We start from the raw sequence: 11,198 nt of genomic DNA, 5'->3' as shown, positions 1-11,198 counted from the left end.
ATTACCAACAATCCAAAGTGGATGGGCTGCAAAAGCAATTGATTGATCAAGGTCAGCGATTCAATGAGCAATCTCAACGTGTAAAAGACTTAGAGCATAAGAATGGTGAGCTGCAAAAGCGGGTGGATTTATTAGAAGGAAAAATAAAGGAAGCACTTAATACAGTTTATGCAATGAAGGGTAAGGCGGATTGCGATCATTTGACTGATAAAGAGCAAAGCTTTGTCTATGGTTTTGGATATGAGTTGCATGAAATTCTAAAAGAAGAGCAAGCGCTCAAGGGGGGGTCTGATGAGTGACTACATGAACATGACACTTGAGCAGCTTCAGCAAGAACATGCTGAGTTGCTTGAGTTTAATGAGATGCTTGATAAGAAGTACAAGCATCATGCAGCACGAGCTGAAAAGTACAGACGCAAGTGTGAATCTATAGCAAGTTTATTCGTCGTTCCTAGTGAAAATCACCAAATGACAATTAAAGCAATCCAAACAATTTTGGAAAGGGTTGGTGAAGAATGACCACATTCAAAGAGGCTCAAAGAAGTAGATCAAAACCTGTGGCTAGATCAAACGTCAAACAGAAATTTAGATCAAAGGTCAGCAAAGGTGAAGCTCTTTTAGAGAATCACCTCAATGCTTTAAAGATTCCATTCACTAAAGAGTTCCGTTTTCACCCTGAGCGTAAATGGCTTGCAGATTTCAGAATTGATGACATGCCTATCTTGGTTGAGGTTGAAGGCGGTGTTTTTAGCAATGGTCGTCATACAAGAGGCGAAGGCTACACAAAAGACTGTGAGAAGTATTCAGCAGCAGCTGTAAACGGTTGGTTTGTAATTCGTGGCACTACTGCACAGATCAAAGAGGGATTAGTCATCCAGTGGATTGAGAAGCTTATTGAACGGTTGAGAGGTGGGTGATGGATAGAGAAGCATTAAACCTAGCAAGACGTTGGAATGTTCAGAAGATGAAGCATTGGTACTCAGATGCATGGAATGATCTAATTGATTCACTAGAAGAGTTTCTAAAGTTACTACTCATAATTTCGCGCTTAGTTTTATCTCCAATACTCATGATTTTCTACATTGTGGGTATTGGATCTGCATATAAGCAGCTCAAAGACTACAACAAAGAAAGTCGTGAGCGAGTAAGAAAACACATAGAACGATCAGAAAAGAATTGAGGTGACGGTATGAATGCAGTAGCAGCTAAGTTTGAACAGTTTGAATGGTTGACTCATGGCTTAACAGCGAGTTCACCAAGTTTAGAACCATGTGTTCGTGGCACAGGAGAGAAACCATTGGATTATCAAGATCGCTTGGGTGCTATTGCTTCAATGGATACTCAATTAGCAAAGTCAGTAACAGCTTTGATTATATTTGATGGCAAGGCTCAGAGTGATTATGAGTATGTTCGTCAACACTTGGCAAATATCTTAATCAAGAATGCTGTAAGTGATAAGAAGCGAGAGCCTGAGGGCATTGCAATGTATCATCTAGGGTGGTTAGTAGCGAAAATGGTTTTAGATTTCGCCTTAGACCCTGATCTTGAAGATAACTACACTGCAAAAGGTCGTTTGGCTTATGCAGGGATGAAAACACATCAAATGTCTGTTAGCTCTTATCGACAAACATGGAAGGCATACGAAAACCTCATGATAGTGGCAATAGAGTCGGCAATAGATGAAGCTGCAAAAGCTATTGAAAAGTATAAGAAAGAAACTTACAAAGTAGCTAAAAATAATTGTTAGCATTTTTTTGATAACTAGAGTATAGTTTTTCTATACTGGTCGTATTACACGGTAAAGTGACCAATCATTAAGGCTCATCGAAAGGTGGGCTTTTTTGTTGTCTATCGAAAAGTGAGAAGAAAATGTCAAACGAAAAACAGATTGAGCAAGAAATTCAATCTAAAAACTTAAATGCGCCACGATTAACTCCTGATCATATTGATTCAGTTATTCAAAGCGTTCATTTCTTTACGGCTGGTGATGGTTATGCAGGCGCACTCGCATCTTCTGAAGAATTTAATTCACTACCTGAAGGTGAGCGATTCATCAATCCACCACAGCAGCTTGACCTATTAACTTTCTGTGTAATTGTTTTGAAAAACGGTTTCACAGTTACGGGTGAATCAGCATGTGCAAGTCCTGAAAACTTCAATGCTGAAATTGGTCAGAAGATTGCGTATGAAAATGCACGTAATAAAATCTGGCAGCTTGAAGGCTATCTATTGAAAGAAAAGCTTTACCAAGCTGAACTAGATAAACAGTTTTAAGTTTCCTCTTTATGCCCTACTTCGGTGGGGCTTTTATTGCCTGTAAAAAGGCGACCCAAGCCTACTGGAGTGCTGACCAGTGGAACATGCCATCGAGTAAACTTCCCTTTGTGGGCTTAAACTAGGGAGTGGCGTCCCGACCTAAAGAGGATTGAAAGCAAGTAAAGCAGACCGTGCATGTTAGGTGTGTGTGATTGTGAGTAGCGGTAGATCAGTTGCCGAGCTGATCAATATCGTAATCTAAGGCAAGGGTGTGGCAGTTTGCCATGCCCTTTTTAATTTTTAGCAAAGTAAATGTAGCTAAATGGTGGCGCTATGGACGAAGAAGAACTCAAACAAATTGAAGAAGATTGTCAGCAGTTTAAGAACGTAATCAAAACGGTGTTTTATTTGGCTGTGATGTTATTTGCAGCTTATTTGGTTTGGTGTAATTGGTGATTGTATGGACCTAGTCGAAGCAAAGAAGAATCTTGAATCATTACATCAAGACAAAGAAAAATTGGAAAGTCTTAATCATCTCAATTCAACGTTTCAGTTTAAGCAAGCATGTCAGCAACGCATTCACGATATAGATAAGAACATCAATAACATTCAGCACAATATAAAACGCTATGCGAGACCGTAAGAGGAAAGCAAAATGGATAACGAAGAATTGCTTGAGCAACTTGAATCAGTTGCTAATTTTATGCGTGGCATGCAGTTCGATCCACGTATCCCACAAGATGTAAAAGAAGCGTTAAGTTATCGAGTTCAGAAGATTGATGAGCTTGTAGATCAGCATCCAGATGCGTGATGCAAAGCGACTAGCAGCAATTAGAAAGCTGCCGTGTGTGGTGTGTGGCAGGTCGCCAGTGGATGCTGCCCATAGCAATCAATCAGGTCACGGTAAGGGCATGGGATTGAAAGCCTGTGACTCTAAAACGATTCCATTGTGCAGGAATCATCACGTGGAATACGACCAATTTCAAAAGATGAATAGATCAGAGTCGGTTGAATGGTTCGCAAAGATGCTAGAAAAGACTGGAAGGATGTTGAATCAAACGGACAAAGAGATTTTTTAACTGAGCCATACGGCTCTTTTTTTTGTGAGAAATAATATGTATCAGTACACAGGCACAAAAACCCTTAAAGCAAAAACGATGACACTTGGCGAATACAACCAGTATCGTGGCTGGCAGATTCCTGAAAATGAAGACCCATACCAACAGGGATATTTAGTTGAATATCTTGATGGTGGCAGCCCTAACGATGATCGTCATTCTGGCTATATCTCGTGGTCACCTAAAGATGTTTTTGATAGAACATATCACCAGTCACAAACTCCACAAGATCGAGTGCGTTTGGAGCAGTTGGAATTAACCCAGAAACTAGATGCTTTAGAAAACTTCTTGAATAAAGGTCAGCCGTCTTTTATTGATAATGAACAATGGGCATTACTGCAAGAGCAACAAAAGCATATGGATGCCTATAATGATGTTTTAGCAGAGCGGATTGCATTATTTTAAGCCACCCACGGGTGGTTTTTTATTGCGAGGTCAAAATGGAACCTAGATTCGTCATCAAAAACCATTCTGACATCAACTATGTAATTGGGTATCTAAATTCTAATCATGCAAAGGCAGCGAGTGAAGGGAAGCCGTTAGTCGTATTGATTGCACCACAAGAGAAAGATCGTTCAAAGGCTCAAAACCGCTTGTACTGGATGTGGCTTAATCAATGGGCTAAAGGTCAAGGTACAGATAAAGACTATGAGCATCTGTTCTTCAAGAAGAACTTCTTAGCAAAAATCTATGACCGTGATGACGTTGGCCAATATAAGAAAACATTCAAGGCTGTTAGAGAGCTGAAGGATTCTAAACATCCACTCTACCAAGATGTGGCAAATGGCCTTTGTGAGCTAATGAGCACTACAGATGCAAGCACAGCTCAATTCACTGAATACCTAAACGACATTCACGCATTCTGCAATAAAAACGGGTGTTATTTGGAAACGCCTGATGATCTTAAGTATGTGTTGGAATAGTTAAGCAGCTAAGATATATTGTTTTTTCTTTAATCATTACTAATAAAGGAAAAATAATGTTTGTTCAGCATAAATCCGAATACATTAATTTAAATCATGTGGTAAAAGTGAAAAAGGCTACATCAGAAAACAATAAATTTGCTCATAGAGATTTTTATAAGTTAGTTTTAACTTTAACCTCCAATGACACCCTAGATCTAGAGTTTAATTCTGAGGAAGAGCTAGATCTGTTCTTGGAAAAGTTGGAAATTGTGAAGTAGTTATGACCGCCCAAGTGGCGGTTTTTTAATGAGGTAAATATATGGCAGCTCCAATCGGTAATAGATTCTGGGAGCAGCGCAGCTCTCACGGTCGTAAACCGATCTTTGAAGATCCAGAACAACTATGGGAAGCTGCCTGTGAATACTTTGAATGGGTTACAGATAACCCACTAGAAGAGGCGAAGGCATTTGCATATGAGGGCGTTGTAACTGTTGAAGATTTGCCGAAGATGCGCGCAATGACCATTCAAGGTCTATGTTTCTTTCTTGATATCTCTGACGAAACTTGGGCAACTTACTGCTCTAAAGAAGGTTTTATTGGAATCTGTAGCGATATCAAAAGGGTTATCTTCACTCAAAAGTTTGAAGGTGCAAGTGCTGGATTGCTTAATGCTTCTATTGTTGCCCGTGAGCTTGGCTTAGCTGACAAACAAGAGAATAAGCTGACACTTGAAGTTCAGTCATTATCAGAATTGATGGATGAAATAGGGAAGGATGCGTAACTATAAGGAGTAGCCATGCTGAATCCCGAGCATAAAGCGAAACTTAAAGACCAGTTATGGCGCTTAAATAATCTTTACTACATTACGAATAAAGAGGGTAAGCAAGTTAAGTTCAAGATGACACTTGAACAGCTTGAATACTTCGAAAACGAATGGACACGTAACATCATCTTAAAGGCACGTCAGTTAGGTTTTACCACTGAGATGTGCATGATTCAGTTAGATGCTGCATTGTTCATGTCTGATAAGTGTGCTTTGATTGCCCATACATTACATGATGCTAAGCGTCTGTTCCGTGAAAAGGTTAAGTACGCTTACGATCGCTTGCCACACCTTATCAAAGCAGCCAATCCTTTAGAGATTCAAACTAAGGATGAGCTTGTATTTGTTAAAGGTGGCTCAATTACCGTTTCAACTTCATTTCGTGGTGGAACTTTAGACCGATTACATGTGTCTGAGTTCGGTAAGATTTGTGCGAAGTTCCCAGATAAAGCACGTGAGATTGTTACTGGTGCATTTGAAGCAGTAAGCCTTAAAGGTCGTATCACACTCGAAAGTACAGCAGAGGGTAAAAGCGGTTACTTCTACGAATTCTGCCAATTAGCAGAAAAGTTATTACTACTCAGCAAAAAACTAAGCCCACTTGATTGGAAGTTCTTTTTCTTTTCTTGGTGGAAGAATGCTGATTATGAAATTGAACCAACTGAAGAACTCCCACAGCGCCTAGTTCAATACTTTGAAGAACTGGAAGTTAAGTACAAGATTAAAACAACGCCAAAGCAAAGGGCTTGGTATCACTCAAAAGAGAAAACTCTTGGCGAGGATATGAAGCGGGAATATCCAAGTATTCCTAGTGAAGCTTTTGCTCAGTCTGTTGAAGGTGCTTACTACAAGAACCAATTTAAATTCTTGTATGCCAATAAACGCATTGGTTCATTGCCATCAAATGATCATTTGCCTGTCATGACATTTTGGGACTTGGGTGTCTCAGACTCTATGGTGATCTGGTTTATTCGGAAGCTATCAGATACTTGTTATCAAGTTATCGACTACTACGAAAACTCAGGCGAAGGTATGCGGCACTATTTCAAAGTGCTTAAAGAAAAAGGCTACAAGTACAGCAAGCATTATGCTCCGCACGACATTAAAAACCGCTCTCTTATGAATGATGGGAAGTCTCGTTTAGACATTGCCAAAGAGGGCTATGTGCTTGATGACGGGGAGAAGTACTCAGTCAACTTCGAAGTGGTGCCAAATATAACGGTGATGGATGGTATTGAGCAGGTTCGTGAGATTTTGCCTCTATGTGAATTTGATGAGTACAAATGTGCAGAAGGCATCACTCATCTTGAGAACTACCGAAAAGAGTGGAATGACAAGCTTGGATGTTGGAAAGACAACCCACTTCATGACATTCACTCACACGGTGCTGATGGCTTCCGTATGTTTGCTGTGGCTATGAGCAAGAAATCTAGGGTGGTTTCGCAGACTCCAATTTATGGATTATTGTAGGTGAATTATGACAGTTAGTACTGTTCATCCGGATTATGCAAAGGCAATGCCGGATTGGGAATTTATGGATTATGCCTTGGGTGGGGAACGTTGTGTAAAAGAGCAAGGTGTAACGCTTTTACCAAAGTCCCAAGGCATGATAATGGCCGAAGAAGTAGATCCAAAAAATAAGTGTATCTATGAGTCATTCAAGCAGCGAGCAGAATATCCTGAATGGGTGCGTGATTCTAAAAGAGCAATGATTGGTTTAGTGTCAAAACTTGAGCCAGATATCAATATTGTAGATTCACGTCTAAAACCATTAATTGAACAAGCAACTACAGATGGTTTTGGCTTAAAGCAATTATTTCTGCGAGTTGTTGAGGCTCAGCTTTCTTATGCACGTTGTGCTTTGATGCTTGATTTTGATGAGTCTGGCAAGCCATATATCGCTTTGTATTGGGCAAAAGACGGCATTAACTGGAAAGAAAAGACAGTTGCAGGTCGTACAGATTTAACACTCTCAGTTTTTAAGGAAGCTCATGATAATTCTGAAGATGAATTTGCTCACAATAAAGAGTGCTTTTACCGAGCTCTTGATATTATTGACGGCAAATACAGATCAAGATTATTTACTGACGACAATACAGTAATTGAAGAAACATATCCGGGCTTAGGTAATAAGACACTTTCGTTTATTCCTGTTGTTTACGTTGGCAGTATGAATAATACGCCTTCAATTGACGAAATGCCTTTAATGACAATGGCTAAGGCGGCTATTAAGTATTACCAGTTAAGTGCTGAATATTTCCAAGAGTTGCATTTAACTAGTCATCCTCAACCTTGGGTTTCAGGTGTTGATGAAGATAAGCCTTTGCGTGTGACGGGTCCAATGGCTGCATGGCAATTACCGCAAGGTGGGCAATGTGGATATCTCGAAATTCAAGGTGTAGGCATTGAGGCTAAACGCACTGCAATGCGTGACCAAAAGAATGCAGCTTTAGAGGCTGGTGCTCGTGTAATGGATATTGGTGGTGCTGAATCAGGCGAAGCTCGAAAAGCTCGTCAAGATGATCAGTATTCAACATTGTACGGAATGGTTATTACTGCTGCGGAGGCGATTGAGCAAGTCATTAAATATGGTGCATTGTGGCTTGGGCTTAGTGATAAAGACTACCGCTTCAATGTAAAACCTGACTTTGGTTCTCTCGGATTTGATGTGAACCTTGCTAAGCAGCTATATGAAGCAGCTCTAGCTAACAAAATATCTATGGAGACCTATTGGGATTACATCAGAACTGGGAAAATCCCAGATATTGAATATTCACAAGAACTTGATCGCATTGAAAATGAAATGACCAACAGCCCTATGACTGGGTATGTTGCAGGGGTGACTAATGAACAATCAGGTGTCACAACAAGCGCTACTTGATGCTTTAGTTTCTCATCAAGCTTATCTTTATAGGCTGTCTTCAACTGAAATCAATAAACTCTTAATTCAGTTTGATTCTCTTTCATTTGAGATGATTTCAAAATTAAGGGATTTATTGGATGGCTTAAGTGATGCGGAAATGACTGCATTAATGGCAGGACAATACACTTCACCAGCATTAAAAGAAGTTAGGACATTAGTTCAGACTTGGCAAGTAAGTGTGGCAACTGGATTACTTGAGAGTTTCACTGTAAGTGCTACAGCATTGGCAGTATACGAAGCCACATATCAAGCTAAAACTCTCGCTAATCGCAAGATAGAGCCAAATGGCAAGGCGCTATTCAACAAGACAAAGAAAACGCCTTTAAGTGGTGGTGTACTGCTTGATTCTATTTTTGCGAGGATTGCAGATGATACGCGAGTAAGAGTAGAGCAGACCATTAGGGATGGCCTATCTCAAGGTCAAACGAATCAACAGATCGTGCAGCGAATTAAGGGCAAGAAAGCACTTAATTACCAAGATGGATTGCTTGATCAGAGTAGAAACCAGATTTCTACAATGGTCCGTACTGCTCGAAGTCATGTATCAAATGTGGCCTTGAATGAAACATACACTGCGCTTGGTGTCGAGTATGTGAAGTTCATTGCAACACTGGATAGTCGAACTTCTAAAATCTGTATGGGCTATTCAGACAAGGTTTACAAGAAGGATGAGCCTCATCCTGTGCCGCCACTTCACCCTAACTGTAGGTCAATCCTCATTCCTGTTTCTGATGACTCAGGTAAAACAATCGGCATGCGTCCATTCAACAATAAAGTGAATGGTGAAGGTGAAATAGGTGTTGTGGATTCAAATACAACTTTTAAAGGTTGGTTTGATAAACAAGATGCAGTCTTTCAAAAGTCTTGGCTTGGGCCATCACGATACAAACTATTTAAAGATGGTAAGTACTCATTGGATAAGTTTGTAGATCCCTTAACAGGTCAGCCATTCACACTTGCTGAACTCAAAAAGCTTGATGAAGAAATGTTTAAGAGGTTGGGATTATGAGTAAATCTGAGCCAAAAGAAACTGGGTTAAAGCGCACTGTGTGGTTATTTGAGCGTGAAATCTTAGAAAAGCTTGAAAAAACAAACCTAAAAGACCATCACAAAGTTCTTAAGTTTAATCATTTCTCTATGCGTTATGAGCTTAAGCCAAGCTTTGATAATGGTCGGGCTGATGCAATCGTAATGCGGGATGCAGCAAATCATTGGTTAAAGATATGGTTTGTTGCATTCCAGACATGTACCGCCGAACACCAAAAAACTAAGTATTAACCAAACCAAATTTAAATCATAGGCACCCAATGAGGTGCTTTTTTATTGTGAGAAAGAAAATGGAAAACCAACATCAAAAGATCAAAGGATATCGAGATTTATCTCAGGAAGAAATTAACCTGATGAATGAAATTAAAGCCATTGGTCCACAAGTGCAATCTGTAATTGAAAAAGTACAAAAGCACATTGCCACTCAACGATACAACTGTAAATGCGACGCAGGGCAACAAGTCCACGATCTGGAGGAATGGGATCGTCTTGAATTAGCAACCCCTGAGCGCTTTGCTGCAATGGCTAAGACTGACTTTCAGACAGCTCTTATGTATTTGGTTCGCTCTGTGGCTCAACCGACCAGTTTCTAAAATACTTGGATTTCAAACCTTAGCACCTTCGGGTGCTTTTTTATTGCCTGAAGCAAAGCCAAAGGCTCCAACAATTAAATCCGCAAGGCGGTATCTCTAGGAGATTTTAGATGTCTGAATTTTTAAAACGCCAATTAATGTCTTTACAAAATCAAGCTGGTGCAGATGGTGGTGAAGGTGGTTCTGGTGGGCAAGGCTCAGTACAGATCAACTTTGAAGATCCAGCGATCAAAGCACAGCTAGACCAATATGTTGAGCAACATGTTTCAGGTCTCAAAGCCAAAAACAACGAGCTTCTAGGCAAGAACAAAACCTTATCTGATGAGTTGACCAATTTTAAAGGTCAGTTTGAAGGATTGGATATCGGAGCAGTAAAAGGTTTGCTTCAAAAAGCTGGGCAAGATGAAGAAACGAAATTACTTGCTGAGGGCAAGATTGACGAAGTATTCGGAAAACGTACCGAGCGATTAAAAGCAGAACATCAGAAGTTGTTCGATGCTGAAAAGGCTCGAGCTGACAAGGCAGAAGCTTATGCAAATAAGTTTAAGCAGTCAGTTGTTAAAGGTCAAATTGCTCAAGCATTCAGTGCGGCTCAAGGTTTATCGGAAGCTACTGATGACATTACAGCACTCGCATTATCTAAGTTCTCATTAGACGAAAACGGCAATGCAGTTGCGATTGATGCAAATGGTGACGTAATTATTGGTAAAGATGGCAAAAACCCACTTACTCCAAAAGAGTGGATTGAAGATATTCGCGAATCAAAACCTTACTTCTTCCCAAAACCTAATGGTGCAGGTGGTCAAGGTGGCAACAATTCAGGCAACAAAAACACAATTAAACGTAGTGAGTTCGATGCAATGAATCCTACTGAAAAAGCTAACTATATCCGCAAAGGCGGCAATGTAATTGATTAATGGAGCTAATAAATGGCTAACACTTTAACGGGCCTAACGGTCACTATTTTTAATGCGCTTGATGTTGTATCTCGTGAATTAACTGGTTTTATTCCAGCAGTTTCATCTGATTTGACTTATGACCGCGCTGCTAAAGGACAAACAGTAACCTCACCTGTAGCACCTGCTGCAACTGCATCTGATATTGTTGCTGGTGTGACACCACCAGATGATGGCGATCAAGTTATTGGCAAGGTCGATATGACCATTACGAAAGCTCGTCGCGTCCCTGTGCGTTGGAATGGTGAAGAAAAGCTTGCACTTGATAATAACGGTGCATCTTACAACACGATTCTTCGTGATCAGTTCGCTCAAGCAATGCGTACGCTTGCGAACGAAGTTGAAGCGGATGTTGCAGGTTTGGCAGTTGGTGCGTCTCGCGCAGTGGGTGTAGCAGGTACAACACCTTTTGCAACCAATTTGAAAGACAGTGCTCTTGCGTTGAAAGCTCTTCAAGACAATGGTGCGCCGAAAGGTGACTTACAGTTGGTAATTGATACCACCGCAGGCGCAAACATGCGTACGCTTGGGCAATTAACTAAAGCAAATGAAGCAAATGATGATTCGTTGTTACGAC

The 11,198-nt window shown here is 40.4% G+C and carries 17 protein-coding genes and 3 pseudogenes; all 20 read left to right on the top strand.

Annotated elements, in window-relative coordinates; genetic code table 11:
* A pseudogene (locus B4237_RS01090) lies at positions 1-299 on the top strand (hypothetical protein); the annotation flags it as partial.
* The gene (locus tag B4237_RS01085; protein ID WP_257736699.1) at positions 292-519 is read left to right on the top strand and encodes a hypothetical protein; all 228 of its coding nucleotides are present in this window, start codon (positions 292-294) and stop codon (positions 517-519) included. The pseudogene B4237_RS01090 and the gene B4237_RS01085, both read left to right, overlap by 8 nt.
* Positions 516-917: a hypothetical protein gene (locus tag B4237_RS01080; protein ID WP_278596675.1), complete on the top strand. Its 402-nt coding sequence runs from the start codon at positions 516-518 to the stop codon at positions 915-917. Before B4237_RS01085 ends, B4237_RS01080 begins: the two co-directional genes overlap by 4 nt.
* A gap of 272 nt (positions 918-1,189) precedes the next feature.
* Positions 1,190-1,747, top strand: coding sequence for a hypothetical protein (locus B4237_RS01075; protein WP_286940861.1), 558 nt, complete (start codon positions 1,190-1,192; stop codon positions 1,745-1,747).
* A 122-nt stretch (positions 1,748-1,869) separates the two neighbouring features.
* On the top strand, positions 1,870-2,274 hold the full coding sequence (locus B4237_RS01070; protein ID WP_286940859.1) for a Gp49 family protein: 405 nt from the start codon (positions 1,870-1,872) through the stop codon (positions 2,272-2,274).
* Between the two features lie 315 nt (positions 2,275-2,589).
* Positions 2,590-2,712 (top strand): hypothetical protein, encoded by a 123-nt coding sequence (locus B4237_RS01065; protein ID WP_260564124.1) that lies wholly within the window; start codon positions 2,590-2,592, stop codon positions 2,710-2,712.
* A gap of 4 nt (positions 2,713-2,716) precedes the next feature.
* Positions 2,717-2,899, top strand: a complete 183-nt coding sequence (locus B4237_RS01060; RefSeq protein WP_286940856.1) for a hypothetical protein — start codon at positions 2,717-2,719, stop codon at positions 2,897-2,899.
* A gap of 12 nt (positions 2,900-2,911) precedes the next feature.
* A complete protein-coding gene (locus B4237_RS01055) occupies positions 2,912-3,067 on the top strand; it encodes a hypothetical protein (RefSeq protein ID WP_286940854.1) in 156 nt (51 codons plus the stop codon).
* Positions 3,060-3,335, top strand: a complete 276-nt coding sequence (locus B4237_RS01050; RefSeq protein WP_286940852.1) for a putative HNHc nuclease — start codon at positions 3,060-3,062, stop codon at positions 3,333-3,335. The genes B4237_RS01055 and B4237_RS01050 overlap by 8 nt, the downstream gene beginning before the upstream one ends.
* 78 nt (positions 3,336-3,413) lie before the next feature.
* Positions 3,414-3,581, top strand: a pseudogene (locus tag B4237_RS01045) (DUF2829 domain-containing protein); the annotation flags it as partial.
* 27 nt (positions 3,582-3,608) lie between these two features.
* On the top strand, positions 3,609-3,779 hold the full coding sequence (locus B4237_RS17680) for a crAss001_48 related protein (RefSeq protein ID WP_414632335.1): 171 nt from the start codon (positions 3,609-3,611) through the stop codon (positions 3,777-3,779).
* Positions 3,780-3,814: 35 nt separating this feature from the next.
* Positions 3,815-4,297 carry a hypothetical protein gene (locus B4237_RS01040; protein WP_286940850.1) on the top strand — a complete coding sequence of 161 codons (483 nt, stop codon included), beginning with the start codon at positions 3,815-3,817 and terminating at the stop codon, positions 4,295-4,297.
* A 301-nt stretch (positions 4,298-4,598) separates the two neighbouring features.
* Positions 4,599-5,060 (top strand): terminase small subunit, encoded by a 462-nt coding sequence (locus B4237_RS01035; RefSeq protein ID WP_000729883.1) that lies wholly within the window; start codon positions 4,599-4,601, stop codon positions 5,058-5,060.
* A 15-nt stretch (positions 5,061-5,075) separates the two neighbouring features.
* Positions 5,076-6,572, top strand: coding sequence for a terminase (locus tag B4237_RS01030; protein ID WP_286940846.1), 1,497 nt, complete (start codon positions 5,076-5,078; stop codon positions 6,570-6,572).
* A gap of 7 nt (positions 6,573-6,579) precedes the next feature.
* Positions 6,580-7,983, top strand: a complete 1,404-nt coding sequence (locus B4237_RS01025; protein WP_286940844.1) for a DUF4055 domain-containing protein — start codon at positions 6,580-6,582, stop codon at positions 7,981-7,983.
* The gene (locus tag B4237_RS01020; RefSeq protein WP_286940842.1) at positions 7,949-9,034 is read left to right on the top strand and encodes a minor capsid protein; all 1,086 of its coding nucleotides are present in this window, start codon (positions 7,949-7,951) and stop codon (positions 9,032-9,034) included. The genes B4237_RS01025 and B4237_RS01020 overlap by 35 nt, the downstream gene beginning before the upstream one ends.
* Positions 9,031-9,303 carry a hypothetical protein gene (locus B4237_RS01015; RefSeq protein WP_286940840.1) on the top strand — a complete coding sequence of 91 codons (273 nt, stop codon included), beginning with the start codon at positions 9,031-9,033 and terminating at the stop codon, positions 9,301-9,303. Before B4237_RS01020 ends, B4237_RS01015 begins: the two co-directional genes overlap by 4 nt.
* Positions 9,304-9,362: 59 nt before the next feature.
* On the top strand, positions 9,363-9,665 hold the full coding sequence (locus tag B4237_RS01010; RefSeq protein ID WP_151764902.1) for a DUF7681 family protein: 303 nt from the start codon (positions 9,363-9,365) through the stop codon (positions 9,663-9,665).
* Positions 9,666-9,775: 110 nt separating this feature from the next.
* Entirely contained in the window at positions 9,776-10,582 is an 807-nt protein-coding gene (locus B4237_RS01005; RefSeq protein ID WP_278596663.1) for a hypothetical protein, read from the top strand.
* 12 nt (positions 10,583-10,594) lie between these two features.
* Positions 10,595-11,198 (top strand): annotated as a pseudogene (locus B4237_RS01000) (P22 coat - protein 5 family protein); the annotation flags it as partial.

The organism is Acinetobacter sp. UBA6526 (assembly GCF_002434875.1).
GTDB classification, from domain to species: domain Bacteria; phylum Pseudomonadota; class Gammaproteobacteria; order Pseudomonadales; family Moraxellaceae; genus Acinetobacter; species Acinetobacter venetianus.
The sequence above is the reverse complement of the archived record's forward strand: the minus strand, read 5'-3'. Positions and strand labels throughout refer to the sequence as shown.

What these genes read in the sequence shown, in the direction of transcription:
- B4237_RS01085 (WP_257736699.1), top strand. Translation starts at nt 292, where the DNA reads ATGAGTGACTACATGAACATGACACTTGAGCAGCTTCAGCAAGAACAT.
- B4237_RS01080 (WP_278596675.1), top strand. Translation starts at nt 516, where the DNA reads ATGACCACATTCAAAGAGGCTCAAAGAAGTAGATCAAAACCTGTGGCT.
- B4237_RS01075 (WP_286940861.1), top strand. Translation starts at nt 1,190, where the DNA reads ATGAATGCAGTAGCAGCTAAGTTTGAACAGTTTGAATGGTTGACTCAT.
- B4237_RS01070 (WP_286940859.1), top strand. Translation starts at nt 1,870, where the DNA reads ATGTCAAACGAAAAACAGATTGAGCAAGAAATTCAATCTAAAAACTTA.
- B4237_RS01065 (WP_260564124.1), top strand. Translation starts at nt 2,590, where the DNA reads ATGGACGAAGAAGAACTCAAACAAATTGAAGAAGATTGTCAGCAGTTT.
- B4237_RS01060 (WP_286940856.1), top strand. Translation starts at nt 2,717, where the DNA reads ATGGACCTAGTCGAAGCAAAGAAGAATCTTGAATCATTACATCAAGAC.
- B4237_RS01055 (WP_286940854.1), top strand. Translation starts at nt 2,912, where the DNA reads ATGGATAACGAAGAATTGCTTGAGCAACTTGAATCAGTTGCTAATTTT.
- B4237_RS01050 (WP_286940852.1), top strand. Translation starts at nt 3,060, where the DNA reads ATGCGTGATGCAAAGCGACTAGCAGCAATTAGAAAGCTGCCGTGTGTG.
- B4237_RS01040 (WP_286940850.1), top strand. Translation starts at nt 3,815, where the DNA reads ATGGAACCTAGATTCGTCATCAAAAACCATTCTGACATCAACTATGTA.
- B4237_RS01035 (WP_000729883.1), top strand. Translation starts at nt 4,599, where the DNA reads ATGGCAGCTCCAATCGGTAATAGATTCTGGGAGCAGCGCAGCTCTCAC.
- B4237_RS01030 (WP_286940846.1), top strand. Translation starts at nt 5,076, where the DNA reads ATGCTGAATCCCGAGCATAAAGCGAAACTTAAAGACCAGTTATGGCGC.
- B4237_RS01025 (WP_286940844.1), top strand. Translation starts at nt 6,580, where the DNA reads ATGACAGTTAGTACTGTTCATCCGGATTATGCAAAGGCAATGCCGGAT.
- B4237_RS01020 (WP_286940842.1), top strand. Translation starts at nt 7,949, where the DNA reads ATGAACAATCAGGTGTCACAACAAGCGCTACTTGATGCTTTAGTTTCT.
- B4237_RS01015 (WP_286940840.1), top strand. Translation starts at nt 9,031, where the DNA reads ATGAGTAAATCTGAGCCAAAAGAAACTGGGTTAAAGCGCACTGTGTGG.
- B4237_RS01010 (WP_151764902.1), top strand. Translation starts at nt 9,363, where the DNA reads ATGGAAAACCAACATCAAAAGATCAAAGGATATCGAGATTTATCTCAG.
- B4237_RS01005 (WP_278596663.1), top strand. Translation starts at nt 9,776, where the DNA reads ATGTCTGAATTTTTAAAACGCCAATTAATGTCTTTACAAAATCAAGCT.